Origin of the sequence: Paenibacillus sp. E194, assembly GCF_000935845.1 — a bacterium.
In the GTDB taxonomy this organism is placed as follows: domain Bacteria; phylum Bacillota; class Bacilli; order Paenibacillales; family Paenibacillaceae; genus Paenibacillus_B; species Paenibacillus_B alvei_B.
Genome location: NZ_JMDX01000127.1, coordinates 1 through 17,039, shown reverse-complemented (window position 1 = coordinate 17,039; position 17,039 = coordinate 1). Strand labels below are relative to the sequence as shown.

Annotated in this window: 17 protein-coding genes, 3 pseudogenes and 1 other annotated feature; of the genes and pseudogenes, 18 read left to right on the top strand and 2 right to left on the bottom strand. The window is 45.8% G+C overall.

Annotated features, from left to right (window positions below):
• Both AZ66_RS17480 and AZ66_RS17475 read left to right on the top strand, forming a co-directional pair.
• Positions 1-242: pseudogene (locus AZ66_RS17480) on the top strand (winged helix-turn-helix domain-containing protein); the annotation flags it as partial.
• A 1-nt stretch (position 243) separates the two neighbouring features.
• On the top strand, positions 244-1,668 hold the full coding sequence (locus AZ66_RS17475) for a sensor histidine kinase (protein WP_044355991.1): 1,425 nt from the start codon (positions 244-246) through the stop codon (positions 1,666-1,668).
• A gap of 158 nt (positions 1,669-1,826) precedes the next feature.
• On the opposite strand, the gene serA is transcribed toward AZ66_RS17475, so the two are convergent.
• On the bottom strand, positions 1,827-3,413 hold the full coding sequence (serA, locus tag AZ66_RS17470) for a phosphoglycerate dehydrogenase (protein WP_044355990.1): 1,587 nt from the start codon (positions 3,411-3,413) through the stop codon (positions 1,827-1,829).
• Positions 3,414-3,545: 132 nt separating this feature from the next.
• Positions 3,546-3,787: a binding site (T-box leader), on the bottom strand.
• 92 nt (positions 3,788-3,879) lie between these two features.
• On the bottom strand, positions 3,880-4,455 hold the full coding sequence (locus tag AZ66_RS17465; protein WP_052648586.1) for a hypothetical protein: 576 nt from the start codon (positions 4,453-4,455) through the stop codon (positions 3,880-3,882).
• A gap of 173 nt (positions 4,456-4,628) precedes the next feature.
• Between AZ66_RS17465 and AZ66_RS17460 the strand changes: the two genes are divergently transcribed.
• The 16 genes and pseudogenes from AZ66_RS17460 to plsY all read left to right on the top strand — a co-directional run.
• Positions 4,629-5,222 carry a CPBP family intramembrane glutamic endopeptidase gene (locus AZ66_RS17460; RefSeq protein ID WP_021259230.1) on the top strand — a complete coding sequence of 198 codons (594 nt, stop codon included), beginning with the start codon at positions 4,629-4,631 and terminating at the stop codon, positions 5,220-5,222.
• Positions 5,219-5,584, top strand: coding sequence for a hypothetical protein (locus tag AZ66_RS17455; protein ID WP_021259229.1), 366 nt, complete (start codon positions 5,219-5,221; stop codon positions 5,582-5,584). The genes AZ66_RS17460 and AZ66_RS17455 overlap by 4 nt, the downstream gene beginning before the upstream one ends.
• Positions 5,585-5,587: 3 nt before the next feature.
• Positions 5,588-6,418, top strand: coding sequence for a metallophosphoesterase (locus tag AZ66_RS17450; RefSeq protein ID WP_231586920.1), 831 nt, complete (start codon positions 5,588-5,590; stop codon positions 6,416-6,418).
• 74 nt (positions 6,419-6,492) lie between these two features.
• Entirely contained in the window at positions 6,493-6,945 is a 453-nt protein-coding gene (locus tag AZ66_RS17445) for a hypothetical protein (protein ID WP_021259227.1), read from the top strand.
• A gap of 205 nt (positions 6,946-7,150) precedes the next feature.
• Positions 7,151-7,771, top strand: a complete 621-nt coding sequence (locus AZ66_RS17440; protein WP_021259226.1) for a genetic competence negative regulator — start codon at positions 7,151-7,153, stop codon at positions 7,769-7,771.
• A gap of 329 nt (positions 7,772-8,100) precedes the next feature.
• The gene (prsW, locus tag AZ66_RS17435; RefSeq protein ID WP_044355993.1) at positions 8,101-8,826 is read left to right on the top strand and encodes a glutamic-type intramembrane protease PrsW; all 726 of its coding nucleotides are present in this window, start codon (positions 8,101-8,103) and stop codon (positions 8,824-8,826) included.
• Between the two features lie 337 nt (positions 8,827-9,163).
• Positions 9,164-10,504: a germination protein YpeB gene (ypeB, locus tag AZ66_RS17430; RefSeq protein ID WP_021259224.1), complete on the top strand. Its 1,341-nt coding sequence runs from the start codon at positions 9,164-9,166 to the stop codon at positions 10,502-10,504.
• 101 nt (positions 10,505-10,605) lie between these two features.
• Positions 10,606-11,250 (top strand): flagellar brake protein, encoded by a 645-nt coding sequence (locus tag AZ66_RS17425; RefSeq protein WP_021259223.1) that lies wholly within the window; start codon positions 10,606-10,608, stop codon positions 11,248-11,250.
• Between the two features lie 78 nt (positions 11,251-11,328).
• On the top strand, positions 11,329-11,604 hold the full coding sequence (locus AZ66_RS31485; RefSeq protein WP_156160001.1) for a hypothetical protein: 276 nt from the start codon (positions 11,329-11,331) through the stop codon (positions 11,602-11,604).
• Positions 11,605-11,723: 119 nt separating this feature from the next.
• Positions 11,724-12,416 carry a (d)CMP kinase gene (gene cmk, locus AZ66_RS17420; protein WP_044355987.1) on the top strand — a complete coding sequence of 231 codons (693 nt, stop codon included), beginning with the start codon at positions 11,724-11,726 and terminating at the stop codon, positions 12,414-12,416.
• A gap of 12 nt (positions 12,417-12,428) precedes the next feature.
• Positions 12,429-13,016 (top strand): lysophospholipid acyltransferase family protein, encoded by a 588-nt coding sequence (locus AZ66_RS17415; RefSeq protein WP_021259221.1) that lies wholly within the window; start codon positions 12,429-12,431, stop codon positions 13,014-13,016.
• A gap of 142 nt (positions 13,017-13,158) precedes the next feature.
• A pseudogene (gene rpsA, locus AZ66_RS17410) lies at positions 13,159-14,375 on the top strand (30S ribosomal protein S1).
• Positions 14,376-14,478: 103 nt separating this feature from the next.
• On the top strand, positions 14,479-14,754 hold the full coding sequence (locus AZ66_RS17405) for a hypothetical protein (RefSeq protein ID WP_044355986.1): 276 nt from the start codon (positions 14,479-14,481) through the stop codon (positions 14,752-14,754).
• Complete coding sequence (locus AZ66_RS17400) at positions 14,748-15,083, top strand: hypothetical protein (RefSeq protein ID WP_044355985.1); 336 nt, start codon at positions 14,748-14,750, stop codon at positions 15,081-15,083. Before AZ66_RS17405 ends, AZ66_RS17400 begins: the two co-directional genes overlap by 7 nt.
• A gap of 110 nt (positions 15,084-15,193) precedes the next feature.
• Complete coding sequence (der, locus tag AZ66_RS17395; protein WP_021252902.1) at positions 15,194-16,516, top strand: ribosome biogenesis GTPase Der; 1,323 nt, start codon at positions 15,194-15,196, stop codon at positions 16,514-16,516.
• A gap of 12 nt (positions 16,517-16,528) precedes the next feature.
• Positions 16,529-17,039: pseudogene (gene plsY, locus AZ66_RS17390) on the top strand (glycerol-3-phosphate 1-O-acyltransferase PlsY); the annotation flags it as partial.

Here is a 17,039-nt window from a genome sequence, read left to right as displayed (position 1 = left end):
GAGATTAGCTTGACGCCTAAGGAATATGAACTGCTGCAGTATTTGGCGGTATCTCGGACAAGGTGTTCTCAAGAGAAGAGCTGCTGAAGGATGTATGGAATTACGAGTTCTTTGGAGACCTTCGTACTGTAGACACGCATGTGAAGCGCCTGCGTGAGAAGTTGAATAAGGTTTCGCCAGAAGCAGCTACTATGATCACTACGGTATGGGGTGTCGGCTACAAGCTCGAGGTGCCAAAATAACGTGAAATTTTGGCGAAGCATTGTCGGCAAGTTGTGGATGACCATTATTGGTCTAGTTGCTTTCGTACTAATCATTTTAGGTCTGTATTTACTGCATTACATTGACAGCAATTTCGCGCATCCGAACGATATCAAGCAGTTGTTCGTATATACAGGAATTATTGGATTTTCACTTACGACCTTCTTTGCGTTCTTCTTATTTACGAAGATTACGCAACCGCTTCGTAAGCTGAAGCAAGCGGCCGATACGATTCGTCAAGGCGATTACTCCACACGAGTAACACTTCGTTCCTCTGATGAAATCGGGGAGTTGTCCCAGACGTTTAATCATATGGCGGAGGAACTGAACTCCACCATTTTGGATTTGCAGCATGAGAAGGAGCATCTAGCGAGTATTTTGCGCAGTATGACGGATGCTGTTATTACCTTTGATGCATCGGGACAGGTGCTGCTCGCGAACCCGCATGGTGAAACAGTCATGAGCCGCTGGAATGGGATGGATTGGGCGATCGACGAAGATATGACAGGTGCATCCGGAGTGCCGGAGCCGTTAAGACCCATTTTTCATACCGTAATTTCTGAAGCTCGGGAGGTTACGACCCGTGTACATGTGAAGCAGCAGGTATGGTCTGTTGTGATGGGGCCTCTGCATGCAGACAGCCGCGTACGCGGTGCCGTAGCCGTATTGCGGGATGTGACCGAAGAAGTGCAGCTGGAGAAGCTGCGCAAAGACTTCGTCGCGAATGTATCGCACGAGATTCGCACGCCACTGTCCATGCTTCAAGGATATAGTGAGGCATTATTGGATGATATAGCTGCTTCGCCAGAGGAACGCAGAGAGCTTGTTCAGGTTATTCATGACGAGTCCTTGCGTATGGGAAGGCTGGTGAAGGATCTGCTCGATCTAGCTCGCATGGAGGCGGGCCATCTGCTGATGCACAGAGCAGAGACGGATGTTCACGAACTTGCATCCCGAGTCTATCGGAAATTCACAGTACTGGCGAAGGAACGTAATATACCGATTGAAATGAAACTTCATGCGATGGATCCAATTCTTCCTGAAGCGGATGAAGATCGGTTAGAGCAAGTGCTGACGAATCTGCTGGACAATGCACTACGCCACTCCTCTGAAGGACAACCGATTCATATTCGGACGGAACGTACGGACAATGAGTGGTTGTGGATTCACATTGAGGATCATGGTCAGGGTATTCCGTCAGAGGATGTCCCGTATGTGTTCGAACGATTCTATAAGGCTGATAAGGCACGCAAGCGCGGCCCTTCAGGCGGCACAGGACTTGGTCTAGCGATTGTCAAAAATATTATCGAAGCACATCAGGGTCATATCAGAGTGGACAGCATATTAGGGAAGGGAACTACATTCTCCATTGCTCTACCCGTACAGCCAACACAAACCAGTATATGACACAAATCACCCTATTGCGCAGTTCGTCTGCAATAGGGTGTTTTTTTGTAGAATGACGATTGGAATATGTGTCAGACGAGGGCACAATTTTCCGATTAATCTTGATGCTCGTGGAACAGTTTACACTACTCCACGAGCTGATGAAGGATAAGTTCGGTTTACAGCACAATTTCTTTGGCTTTTTTAATGTCTGCAGATTCTTTCAGTTTTGCGATTACCTCTTTTGGAATGGCTTTGTCGACGGAAAGCACCATGATGGCGGAACCTCCGACAATTTTCCGACCAACTTGCATGGTCGCGATGTTAACACCATTTGATCCGAGTAGTGTACCGACAATGCCAATTACGCCAGGCTTATCATCATGCGAAATTAATAGCAGATGTCCTTCTGGCGAGAGGTCTACAGGGTACTTGTCAATTTGTACGATACGCTCACCATATCCGTTCAACAATGTACCAGCTACGAGTCGTTCTTCTGTGTTCGTCTTCAAAGTTACGGACAATAGATTTGTAAATCCTTTGGCGACGTGGGATTGCTGAACGATAATATGAATGTCACGCGTTTTGGCAAGGTGAACAGAGTTGACGATGTTTACATCAGAGCCAAAATGCTGGGTGAGAACACCTTTCACGATATGTCTCGTAATGGTTTGCGTATCGACCTCAGCCAGATCACCAGAGTAGTTTACAAGGATTTCAAGAATTGGACTCTTCGTCATCTGTGAAGCGAACTGCCCCAGCTTCTCCGCAAGCGTGAAGTAAGGCTGGATTTTATTCAATACAGCCGGCGCAACCGGCGGCATGTTAACCGCATTCTTGAACGGTTCATTGCGTAGAATATGCAGCACCTGCTCCGAAACATCGACAGCCACGTTTTCTTGCGCCTCAACAGTGGATGCGCCAAGGTGAGGTGTGACGATAATCTTCGGATGACTCAAGAATGGGTGATCCGGTTGTGGAGGTTCAACCTCGAATACATCGAATGCGGCTCCTGCCACAATGCCTTCATCGATTGCCTCAACAAGTGCCATTTCATCGATAATTCCACCGCGAGCGCAGTTAATAATGCGCATACCGCGTTTCATGACCTCGAATTGAGGACGAGCAATCATATGCTTCGTCTCAGGTGTCAATGGTGTATGAACCGTCAGGAAATCGGCTGCGCGAATAATCTCATCAACTGTGCCAAGCTTAACCCCTAATTTTTCAGCACGCTCTTCTGTCATGAATGGATCATATCCGATGATGTCCATGCCAAATGCCTTTGCTCTCTTGGCAACCTCGCTGCCGATACGACCCATACCAAGAACACCAAGGGTTTTGTTCATTAGCTCGACACCAAGGAAAGTCTTGCGATCCCATACTCCATTGATTGTCTTTGCGTAAGCCTGAGGGATATGACGGGATAATGCCATCATCATGGCAAAAGCGTGCTCACAAGTTGTAATCGTATTGCCGTCAGGAGCGTTGATTACGATAATTCCGTGCTGTGTGGCTGCTTGCAGATCAATGTTGTCTACACCGACTCCCGCACGGCCTACGACTTTAAGCTTCTTACCTGCTTCCATGACGCGTGCTGTAACGCGAGTCTGACTACGAACGAGCAGGGCATCATAATCTGCGATAATGGCAACCAGCTCATCCTCCGACAACCCCGTTTGCTTCACAACTGTAATATCCTCTGCATCAACAAGCTTCTGAATCCCGAAATCGCTAATCGGGTCTGATACTAATACTTTGAACATGGTATTCTCCCTCCTGAGCATAGCTATATATTGTATTAGAAACGGCAATGCCGTTATCTTGCTGTTGAAATGAGGCCTTGGTTATGTATCCAGAATACAGCAAAAAACTCCCGTCCACATACTACGACCGTAGTAAGGGACGAGAGTTCCATCTTCGTGGTGCCACCCTAATTCGCTGCTTATTCGCACAAGCAGCCTTACGCGTCTATGCTAGACGCCGAACGTTAACGGGTTCGATTCGGTTACGCCTACTGCCATCAGGGTTCGACGCAACAACTCCGGAACGCTGGAACAAGTCAATCCGCCACCGATTCGCACCGACCATCGGCTCTCTGCAGGCTTCATTGAATGTTCGTTTCCTTCACCGTTTGACTCATGAAATTTTACTTAATGTACCATGCAAATGTTAGGGTGTCAATAGATTTTTATACGAACATAACTGTAGAATTTTTGTAAATTGTACGGATTATGATGATTTATCGGATTCTTTAAGAATATGTTTTATGCAGGCGTCTATTGCGATTTGGGAAGAATGGATCAGTTCTTCGTTTCCAGACTTTGTTCGGATTTTTAATGCTTTTTCAAACCAGGGGAGAGCTGATTCGTACTTGTATTGGTCATATTGATTTTTACCATAATGTTGATAGAGAAAGTCAAGCAAATCGAAATGTTGATCGTTCGAAATCGCATGGTTCAATAGATCGTCGAATATGCAGTTCGATGTGTGGAAGTCACGCTTCCATTGATAGGTATGAGCGAGACGGAGCTTATTGATCCACACCTGCTTAGCATTGTTCTTCGCAGAATGAATGGAGATTGCGGAAGTTAAGTACGTAATGCTGTCCGTGTAATTGCCGACAATTCGGCTGTAAACACCCAGCATTCCGTATTGTCTTCCTAATTCCTCTTGACTCTGCTGATCAGATTGGGTCTGTTCTTTTATATAAGCAATGGCATTACACATATCAGAGAGGGAGTGCGGAACCTCCCTCAGATCGTCATCGAAATAGAAGGTGCAATTGAAAGGTATAGTTGCAGGCAAAAAATCAATCTCCTTTCGCGTGAAGTGCATTTATTTTACAAAGAAGTGTCGTATCAGGCAATACAATCGTAGATTTTGCAAATTCCTCAACTTGAATGAACCATCTTCAATCTGATATGATGCATCTATTGAGGGAAATAATATGGATTGCTAACTCGTTAGGCAGGGATGTAATGAAACAGAAATGGAAAGATTTCAAATCTCGACAAGTAGACATACAACAGTTAGATGATAAGGTGCTCCTTCTTAATTTGTATTTAACACAGGGAATCACACTGATTCTCGGTTTGGTGTGGATATGGCTTCAAGGCAGAAATCCATTCTTATTGCTAACTATACAGACATCGAATCTGTCATGGCTATTGCTTGGAGCGGGATTGGCTGCTCTTGTTATTGTTGTGGACATTGCGGTTTCTAGATTTGTTCCTGATGATATGACGGATGACGGTGGGGTGAATGAAAAGCTCTTCCGCAATCGTCCAATATGGCATATATTTGCTATCTCGTTTATCGTTGGCGTATGTGAGGAAATGCTCTTTCGCGGGGCAATACAGCACGCATTTGGGGCATATTGGACGAGTATTATTTTCGCAGCTATCCATGTACGGTATTTGCGCCATTGGTTACCAACTGGAATGGTGTTTCTAATTAGCTTTGCTTTGGGTACTATTTATGAGTGGACAGGAACCCTATGGGCTCCTATACTAGCACATTTTATCATTGATCTCATTATGGGACTCATTATACGATTTCGGAGGGAAGTATGAGCGAGAATCACCCACACCCTTTATTTCGAGGGTTCTCTCGCAAGCAAGAGCCAGACCTACATAGCCCGGCACTAGATGCTTTACGTTCATTGAGAGAAAATTCATCGAAGAAAGACACACATACGGAGCAACAAGACAGCAACCATGCGATATCGGATGAACAGCTGCTTCATCTTGCAGAGAATATCTCCGCATCAGATGAGGATATGGATGATCGTTCATTGCCGTCACGCAAGAAGTTATTTCCGTCAAGTTATGTTAGACTGACAAAATGGTTTTATAATTTTCTATTTTTATTATTTGTTGGATTGTTAATTGGACTACTATTTTGGGGTCGTCATAAGCTGGGGCTGGAGGGGTAATCGATGATGGTTGCTTTTACTGTCATTGCAGGCTTGCTGGCAGCAGCCGGAGTGCTTGTTGTTTATATGTTATGGGAAGCACGGGGGTTTACAATTACAGAAGAAGAAGTGGTGCTGAAGCGGTTGCCGTCGACATTCGACGGGGTCCGCTTGTTTTTTATAAGTGACTTTCATCGAAGGCAATTGACTGACAGACATATTGAGCAGATTTTGGGTCATCGACAGGCTTCTTTGTTTCTGGTCGGAGGGGATATGACTGAACAAGGTGCTCATCTGGAATCCAGTGTGGAGAATATAGCGAAGCTGCGCCAATTAGGGCCTGTGACGGCTGTACATGGCAATCATGATTATAAGGCCAATGTTCGGGAGTTTGATGATAAGCTGAATCAGCTAGGTGTTAAGGTGCTAGACAATGAAGCAATGCGGTTGGAACAGAATGGTCAATTTATATGGCTTGTTGGCTGGGATGACTATAGCTCGAAGCGAACGAATGTGAAGCTTGCTATGAGTGAGCCTGAACAAGAGCCTAGCTGCACCCTTGTTCTAACACATGATCCGCTGTCCTTGCGCAAGGCTGAGCTGCAAGGGATTGATCTCGTATTGTCAGGGCATACGCACGGAGGGCAAATTTACCTTCCCGGATATGGGCCGCTTCGAACCTCAAAGTTTTACCGCAAATATCTATGTGGCTGGCATACTTTTCTTGGGCAAGGTTCAACAACATTGTTTATTACGAAGGGATTCGGCACTTCGCATGTTCCTTTTCGTTTATTATGTAAGCCTGAGGCACATTTTATTACGCTTCGTTCGGGCATTGATGGCCGGATTTCCTGATTTTTTACCGGATGGTTCGATACAGTTGCGCTCACACTACAATTGATCCTAACGAATTGAAGGAGGGAACAACAGTGAAAGTGACATCGTTCATTTCTGGTGCAGCCATTGGCATTCTGGCTGGTATGTACTTGGCTGACAGACGTTCGCTGGCTAATTTGCAATCCAAATTGCATGTTGCAGGCAATGTCGTCCAGGATGTGGTTGGCAAAGCGAAGGATAAGGTTATGGATGTGACGACGTCCAATATGCCGGATATTGTTTCCTTGCTTGACATGAAGAAGTTGTCCAAAGAGGCATCTAAGTCAGACTCATTCAGCTTGGATCGTGTTAAGGAACTGATTGAGCGCGATCCAGAAGTGAAGAGCAAGGTGGATGCGATTTTGCGTGAAAATGGGCTGGCTCCGACGCCATCCGATTTGTCAGCAGTGAAAACAGAAACGTCTACTACAACAGTATCTAGCGTTTCCAAGACACAAGCTGCTCCTCGCAGCAAGCCGTTTGAAGAACAGCAGTCCACTCATTGAGCCCTGAGGAAATTGTATCCAAGAAGCTGCCGAATTTGTTCGGCAGCTTCTTCAATGTTTGGTACATTTACTCTCTGACAACTATTTTATGTAGTGCAAATCCATACAAGAAATGATAACATGAATTACATAGAACCATTTTCAGCACATATTATATGTTGCTTCATAATCTGTTATAACCGAAGTTGCAAAGGAGGGTCCTGTCATGAAGATCGAACGTATCAGTCAAGACAAGATTCGAATTTTCCTTACGTTCGACGATTTGTCTGAGCGCGGGATCAAACGCGACGATCTGTGGCGGGAAATGTCTAAGCTGCAGGAACTGTTCGCGGAAATGATGGATCAGGCGTATACCGAACTCGGATTTGATGCGACGGGACCATTAGCCGTAGAAGTATTCGCAATGCCTGCACAAGGTATGGTAGTTATCGTAACGCGAACGCAGTGGAACCATGCTTCAGGTCATGGTGACGGCATTGAGGATGATGAGTTGGATGATGTATATGAAATGGAAGTAACGCTTGAGGAGAGCGATACGATCGTATTCGCATTTCGAGATTTTGAAGACTTCATCGAGGCGGCACATACGGTTCATGGCAATTTTACCGTACCAGGTGCGCTCTACCAATATAATGGACAGTGGATTTTCCATGCGGAGCCGGAAAATACGGATCCTCAGCGATTGCAAGCCTTCATTGCAATCATGGCTGAGTATGGAGAAGCGGCGTCAGTGACGACAGCTGTTCTGGAGGAGTATGGGAAGTGTATCATTGCAGAGGATGCCATCGACGTTACTTGTACACATTTCAGTCCGCGTCGCGCGTAGGACAGTTTAATATGCGTCCGTGAACAGGGGGGCTTGTGATTTTTCATGGCAAGTGAAAAATTCGGGCTCCCTGTTTCGTGTTTTTTCAGCAGATGGCTACGTCAACCAATATATGCATTTTTCAATGATTTGGACACTGCCCGTTTCAGTATCTTCATTTGAAACCATCATTTATTCCTAGCATTCGACAGGGTAAGCGTACTTTGTAAACGTATGGTATACTTACTGTTATCCAAATGATCATTATTTTTATGTATAGGTCGCCAAAGGAGGATGGGAAGGTGACTTTGCTAACTGCTATCGGCATGCTAGTCGCAGACACTTCTCAGATGGCGGCACAAACTGGTGAAGCTTCGACGCCTATATTGCCTTTGCTTACAGCAGCAATCGCTCCAGGTATCGCATTGCTGGCGTATTTCTATCTGAAGGATCGATATGACTATGAACCGATTCATATGGTCATTCGTGTCTTTCTACTGGGGTTTCTTATTGTATTCCCAATCATGATTATTCAGCATGGCCTTGTGTTGTGGTGGGGAAACAATCCGTATGTGTATTCCTTTCTAATTTCGTCCGGTGTTGAGGAATTTGTCAAATGGTTCGTGCTGTACCACATGATCTACAATCATGTAGAGTTCGATGAACACTATGATGGGATTTTGTATGCAGTTGCGGTGTCGCTCGGATTTGCTACCATAGAGAATGTCATGTATGCATGGCTCAATCAGACGTCATTCTCTCAAATGCTCGTGCGTGCCTTGCTACCTGTATCAGGACATGCCTTATTTGGTGTCATCATGGGCTATTACATGGGAAAGGCAAAATTTCTTGGCGGACGTTCACGAAAATATTTAATGTACTCGATTGGGTTACCGTTGTTTTGGCATGGAGCATATGATCTTATCCTAATGATGTCCACCCGTTACTGGCTGTGGTTCATCGTGCCGCTGATGCTGTTTCTCTGGTATTACGGCATGGGGAAAGTGCGTCGTGCCAATGCCCGATCTCCGCTCCGATTAATGAATCCGGAAGATGAGGTTAATATGGAGCAATAATGGGAATGCTATTATTTACATGCTCAAGTTGTGCACCGCACGAACGGGCGCAGTACATGGTAGCAAGGAGGGCTCATGTGAGGGTGAAGGTAACCATTCGCTGCCAATGCTGCGGCGAAAAATTCATTCTACGTGGCAAACGGGAAAAGGGTCGAATTGAAACGGGCTTCAAACAATGCATCTGTGATAATCGAGATGCGTTTCATATTGATGAAGAGCCAATATAAGTATCGTAATAAGAGCGCAATAATGGGAATCGATGCATAAACCTCCCTGATATCCAGCAAACTAACATCACTATGATGTATAAGTAGCTGTGAAGGGAGACGTTTGTACCATGTATAAACGATTAAGTGCAGTGATGTTTCCGATTTTTGCGCTCTTATTTATTGGAGCGATTGTATGGGGATATCAAGAGCATCAAGAGAAGAACTCTATATTGATTAAGGCAGAGAACCAATATCAGCGTGCCTTTCATGATTTGACGTATCATGTTGATAAACTGCATTCTGAATTGGGACAAACACTTGCAGTTAACTCCAAATCGCAAGCGATGCACCGCAAAGGTCTTGTGAATGTATGGAGAATTACGAGCCAGGCGCAAAATGAAATTAATCAGCTGCCGTTGACGCTGCTGCCATTTAACAAGACAGAAGACTTCTTATCACGGATCTCAAACTTCTCATATCGAGCAGCCGTAAGAGATATGACGAAACAGCCGCTTAGTGATGATGAAGTAAAAATTCTAAAGACGCTGCACCAGAATGCTGCTCAAATCTCACAAGACTTGCAGCAGGTTCAGAATAAAGTTATCAGTCAAAGCTTGCGCTGGATGGATGTTGAGACGGCAATGGCTTCCGAGCAGAAGACGATGGACAATACAATTATCGACGGCTTCAAAACGGTGGACAAAAAGGTTAGCGAATACCCAGAGTTGAACTGGGGACCTTCCATATCGAGCGTGTATACGAAGCGCTCCGTGAAGATGCTGAAGGGAAATCCACTATCAGAGCAGCAAATTAAAGTAAAAGCAGAGAAATTCCTAATCAAGAAGCCGAATGAACCTGTTCAAGTTAGAAGAAACGGCAAAGGTACCGAATATGAATCGTTTACCGTGTTCACGAAATATAAGAACGATGGCAGTGCCCTCACGATGGACTACACGAAACAAGGCTTCCTGATGTCATATATGGACACGCGTCCCGTTGGCAAGAAAAAGCTGACAATGGTGCAAGCCGAAGAGTCAGCGAAACGATTCCTGAAGAAGAATGACTATCCTGACATGGCTGCAGTTCGATATGATGAGTACAACAATACAGGCAGTCTTACACTAGTTCCGGTTGCAGATGGCGTATATCTATATCCGCAGCAGGTGACAGCTCGCGTAGCATTGGACAATGGCGAAGTTACCGGATTGCAGGCAGCTGATTTCGTCTATGAAGGCAAGGAGCGCAAGGTCGGCAAGCCGAAGTTGGGCAAAAAAGAGGCACAAGCAATGCTGAATCCTGACATGGACGTTATGTATGACCGCATGTCGCTTATTAAAAATGATCTGTCTGAAGAAGTGCTCTGTTATGAGTTTGGAGGCAAAATTAATGGCGGTGCTTACCGCGTGTACATTAATGCCGACAATGGAACAGAAGAACAAATTGAAGAGATGAAGCTTCTCAAATCATAAAAAATGGCTAAGTAAAGGTTCCAATTCCTGGCAAGGAAATTGGAACCTTTTTCTTTTTGGCATATCAGTAACATGGTATAATCTCCATGGAGGGGAAGCATATGTTACCGAATGTCAGTGACACCTTGTACGTGCAGCCGGTTCGGGAAGAAGCGGACGAGCTTGCTTATAAGGCGAGAGTAACGGAGATAAATGAACAGCTAATCTGGATGGAGATCCCGCTGTCGGAAAAGACGGGGAAATACGGCTTATTCTCCAATGGAGAGGAGCTAAATGTCTACTTCTCGCAATCAGATGGGGTGAAGTGGCATTTTCGCACACAGGTAATGGGTAGGCGCAATGAAACCATTCCGATGATGTCAATTCGGAAGCCGGAGCCCCATTGGGTGTCACAAATGCAGAGACGCAACTATTTGCGTGTACAAGCGTCGTTGGAGATGGCGATCAGAACGTTGGATGGTGTAAAATTTCTAGTATTGACAGAGGACATTAGCGGCGGTGGCCTCTCTTTTGTTACTGTGTCCAAATGGGGGCTGCGTGAATCACAAATCATCCAAAGCTGGGTTGCAGTACCGTTCCGCAGCGGTGCTATCGAGCATGTTTCCTTTACCGGGCAGATTGTTCGTGTTCAGCCTCTCGATGATGAACGCCAGTTAATTATGCTTAAGTTTGACCAGATTGCGGATGTGGAACAGCAGAAACTGATTCGATATTGCTTTGAACGGCAGTTGGATTTACGGAAATAACATACATACGTGTTGAAACTGTGCATAGCTTGATTGCAGGGTTGCCATACTACTTCCAAAACGAAGGGGTGGCTTCTTATGCACAGTCGATTGAAGAAGAAACCAAACCGTAAAATAGCATGGCGCACTTATTCAAAATATATCACACATCCCGAGCTATGCGGCTTATTCTCGAAATGGCTAGTTCGCTCGTTATTATGGTTCGTACTCTGTGTTGTAGCCGCCCAATGCTTGCTACTTGTTGGTGCGTTTCGACCGTGGGTGTCGCCTGTGGATAGGCTGGAAGGGGTTCCTTTTCATCCTCATTTTGAGGAAGAGAATCTATCATTCGATAGAGGCTTGCAGAAGAGGTGATGGCGATTCCCTTTTTGCATCCCTATTCTATGTGTGGTATAATTTTCACGTCGCAGGCAACGCCTGCTTTTTTCTTGAATGGTGCATGAAATGTTTTTCTACGAAGGGAGTCAGCCCCGTTGACACAGTCAGATCACAGCAGTCATCACATAAATATTGCCATCGACGGGCCTGCGGGAGCTGGTAAGAGTACGGTTGCACGCCTAGTTGCGCAAGAGCTTGGGTATGTATACATAGATACCGGTGCGATGTACCGGGCGATATCTCTTCACATGTCACAAGCGGGCATTCAACCCGATGAGGCAGCAGCACTCTCTAATGAGCTGAAACGAGTCACCTTGGAACTGAAGCCGGAAGGCGAGCGGCAATTCGTTATCTTGAATGGTGAGGATGTTACGGATGCAATTCGTACATCTGAGATCAGCCGCTTGGCATCTGATTATGCCAAATCCCAAGTCGTTCGTGAGCAGTTGGTACATATGCAGCGTCAAATGGCAACACGCAAAGGTGTAGTTATGGATGGACGAGACATCGGTACACATGTACTTCCTGATGCAGAATTGAAGTGGTTCATCACAGCCTCTGTGGAGGAACGAGCCCGCAGACGTTATGCAGAATGGAAGGACAAGGAGAACGCTTCTCTTGAGACGTTTATCCAAGAGATTGCGGATCGGGATCGGCAGGATGAGACGCGTGAGGTATCTCCGCTTCGTCAAGCTGAAGATGCCGTTCTGCTTGATACGACAGAAATGGCAATTGCTGATGTTGTTTCGACGATCGTTGAGCGTGCTAATTTACAAAAGAGTTGGTGAGCTGTAACAATTATGTTCTATACGTTTGCAAGAGCACTGCTTCGAGTATTATATCGGTTCTTGTTCCGGCTTGAAGCGAAGAGGAAGGATTACGTTCCTAAAGAGGGCGGTGTAGTCCTCTGCTCCAATCATATAAGCTTATTAGACCCTCCAGCAATCGGGATTATGTTGGATCGTAAGGTTCGTTTTATGGCGAAGGCTGAACTATTCGACGTCCCAGTGTTGGGTAAGATTATAAACGGTCTCGGAGCCTTTCCGGTTAAGCGCGGCGGAGTGGGCAAAGAAACCATTCGAACTGCTTTTAACCTGCTTCGTGATGGAGACATCATGGGGATCTTCCCGGAAGGCACACGTAATACAGATGGTGCTGTCGCAGCGAAGAAAGGTGCAGCGATGATTGCCTTGAAGAGCGGGGCTGCCGTTGTTCCTGTTGCCGTAATTGGGGAATATAAGCTGTTCCGTAAGACGAAGGTCGTATATGGCCCGCCGATTGACATGTCTGACTTATTGGAGCATGGAAGCGGTGCGCTCGAGCTAGCGACTGAACGCATTATGGAGCATATCCATCGCATCATACTTGAGGAAAAGGCTGCATCGTAATTCATGCATGTTTTTGCTTCGATGGTATGATACTACAGGTATTATTTTTCTGGTATGCAGTGACCAATAGTTGGTAAGGAACTCCGCTTCATTCGTGGAGCGGGTTTTGAATAAATGGGGTTCAATCGAGGAGGTATTTCACATGTCTGAAGAAACAAAAGTTAACGAAACTGCCGAAACGGCAAGCCAAGAAGCGTTTGAGAACATCGTTTCCTTGAAGAAAGGTGACACCGTAAAAGGCACAATCGTCAAAATCGATGACAATCAAGCAGTAGTAAGCATTGGCTATAAATACGATGGCATCATTCCTGTGCGCGAGCTAACTGCGGTATCGGTTGACAATGCTGCAGATGTGGTTGAAGTGGGCCAAGAAGTTGAATGCAAGGTTGTTAGCATTGACGATGAGAAGGAACGTCTTGTTCTGTCCAAGCGTCAAGTTGACAGCGAACAGGCTTGGGACGACATGCAGAAGCACTTTGAAGCACAGGATGTGTTCGAAGTAACAGTCGCTGATGTTGTAAAAGGCGGCGTTGTAGCTGATGTTGGCGTTCGTGCATTCATCCCTGCGTCCATGGTTGAACGTCATTTCGTTGAAGATTTCAGCGAATACAAAGGCCGTACGCTCCGCGTGAAAGTAAAAGAAATTGACCGCGAGAACAACAAGCTTATCTTCTCCCAAAAGGATGTATTGGAAGCGGAATTTGAAGCTAACAAAATTCGCGTTATGGAAGGCTTGACTGAAGGCCAAGAGCTCGAAGGGACAGTTCAACGCTTAACTCAATTTGGTGCATTCGTTGATGTTGGCGGCGTTGATGGACTTGTTCACGTGTCTGAATTGGCATGGAGCCATGTTGAGAAACCTTCTGATGTTGTATCCGAAGGTCAAAAGGTAAAAGTAAAAGTACTGAAGGTTGATCCTGTTAACGGCAAAATCAGCCTGAGCATGAAAGCAACTCAACCAGGCCCTTGGGAACAAGCGGGCAACAGCATCAAGACAGGCGATATCCTGACAGGTGAAGTGAAGCGTTTGGTTGATTTCGGTGCATTCGTTGAAGTGGCTCCTGGCGTGGAAGGTTTGGTTCACGTTTCCCAAATCGCTCATCGTCACGTTGCTACACCTTACGAAGTATTGAAGCAAGGCCAATCTGTACAAGTGAAAGTGCTTGATTTCAACCCTGCTGATAAGCGTGTAAGCCTCAGCATCAAGGAAACAGAAGAAGCTCCTGCAGCACCAGCACCGAAGTCTGAGAAAAAGTAAAAGAAGAATTGAACAATCCAAATGTATCCCTTACGAACCAAGCAATGAGCGTTACGCTTGCTGAGCGTTTTGGCGATATGTTGAATAAGTTCAAAAACTAATCTATTCATAAATGCAAATAACGGCGGACTCCCTAGAGTCTGCCGTTTATTTTTGTACTGTGCATCAAATAATAGCATCAGACAAGGAAGGGGTGTTGTCTCGATGACTTCATCAGGTGTGTTGTCAGTAGCGGTGTGGATTTGCTTTGCAATCTTGATAGCAAGTGGTTGGCGTACGCCCCTATTCGCGGCTGCTACGCGGTTGCAGGTGATTATTGTCGGACTTAGCTGGCTGCTTCTTCACAATTGGACGATAACGCTGTCATTCGGCAATCACATAAATGGTGCATGGGTGCTATGGATGGTGTTGGCTGTATTTTTCTTGGGCAACAGTCAGGTGGGAAGCTCATTACTGTATGTGGCCATGTCGCCATGTTAGCTGCAATTTGGATGTGGCTCGAACTATTAAGCCGATTTTCCATGCAAATGTCGAATTCTCAAACAAACATTTGGCTAATAGCAGGCATCTTCTCGTGTTATATTCTGTTGTTTACAACGAATTGGCAGCTGCAATGGATCATCTTGACACTAGGGTTAACCTTAGGAGAGGTTCTCATCCATCTGCGTCTGCATATGTTAATCACTGCTGGAGAAGGGCAAGTTCAGGATGTATGGTGGCTGTCGTTTCTGCTTGTTCGTATGATGTCAATTATGATCGTGTGGATGAAAGAACGGTTTTTGAAAGGGCTTCTTGGCTCCGAACAATAGTGGGGAATGCGCTTTCTTCGAGTATTTCAACCATTTACGTTAGCCAAGAACCGCTTTTTTTGATATGATGATGTACGTGTATAGTTGCAAAATATGAAGGAGTGAACTGCATGGCAAAACCCATTGTTGCCATTGTCGGGCGGCCGAATGTCGGCAAGTCCACCATTTTCAACCGAATCATCGGCGACCGATTGGCTATAGTGGAGGACAAGCCTGGTGTAACTCGTGACCGTATATACGGAACGGGAGAGTGGATTGGCAAGCCGTTCAATATTATCGACACAGGCGGAATCGAAGTTTATGGTGAAGATGAAATGCTGCGTTCCATCCGCGTACAAGCGGAGCTTGCGATAGAGGAAGCAGATGTAATTGTATTTATGTGCGAAGCGAAGTCCGGCGTAACGCAAGCGGATGAAGAAGTGGCACAGATGTTATTCCGCTCAGGCAAGCCGATCGTTCTAGCGGTAAATAAAGTCGACAACATGAGTCGTATGGATGACATTTATGAATTCTACAGCCTTGGCTTTGGGGATCCAGTTCCGATTTCAGGATCTCACGGTACAGGGATCGGTGATTTGCTGGATGAAGTCGTAAATAATCTCCCGGATTTATCGGATGAAGAATATGATGAAGATGTCATTAAGGTAGCCCTGATCGGCCGACCGAACGTAGGTAAGTCTTCTCTGGTTAACGCAATACTCGGCGAAGAGCGCGTTATCGTCAGTGATGTAGCGGGAACAACACGCGATGCAATCGATACACCGTTCGAGAAGGACGATCAAAGGTTCGTGCTCATCGATACGGCGGGTATGCGCAAGCGTGGCAAAGTATATGAGACGACTGAAAAGTACAGTGTCATGCGCTCGATGAAGGCAATTGAGCGAGCAGACGTCGTACTCGTCGTGATTAATGGTGAAGAAGGAATTATTGAACAAGACAAGCATATTGCAGGCTATGCGCATGAGGCAGGCAAGGCGGTGCTGTTCGTTGTCAATAAATGGGATATCGTTAATAAAGATGATAAAACCATGCAGCAATTCGAAACCAAGATTCGCGACCATTTCTTATTTATGACGTACGCACCGATTGTGTTCTTGTCTGCGAAGACTAAGCAGCGTTTACATAAACTGCTTCCTGTCGTACAGCATGTTGCTCAGCAGCATGCCAAACGCATTCCAACACACTTGTTAAATGACGTTGTAACTGATGCAGTCGCCTATAATCCGCCGCCAACGGATAAGGGAAGACGTCTCAGAATCAATTATGCGACGCAAGTTGCGGTTAAACCGCCAACGATCGTCGTATTCGTTAATGATCCTGAACTGATGCACTTCTCCTATGAGCGATATTTAGATAATCGTATCCGTGCAGCGTTTGACTTTGAAGGGACACCGATCCGGATATTCACACGCCGGAAATCCGACGAAAGTTAGGAGCGAGCGGAATTGACGCTATCTATTATCGCAATTGTAGCGAGTTACCTTCTCGGTTCAGTCAGCTTCAGTCTTCTGATTGGAAAGTGGCTTCGTGGTATTGATATTCGTCAACACGGGAGCGGTAATGCGGGAGCGACCAATACGTTGCGCGTATTAGGCAAAGGGCCGGCGGTTGGGGTTCTCCTGCTTGATGCAGCAAAAGGAATGGTAGCCGTTCTGATGGGGTATTTGCTATCGGATTACACATGGGTCATGGTGCTATGCGGGATTGCCGCCATCGTTGGTCATAACTGGCCCGTTTATTTTCGCTTCCGCGGGGGGAAGGGGATTGCTACCACAATTGGGGTGTTGGCCGTTTTAGCTTTTTGGCCAGCCCTATGTGCTGGCATTATCGCGATTGCATCAATTGCTTGGAAACGTTATGTTTCGTTAGGATCATTGCTTTTTGCTGGACTGACTCCGATATTTATTTTGTTGTTCCAGTATGATTGGAGCATTTCTGGGGCAGTTTGCTGTTATG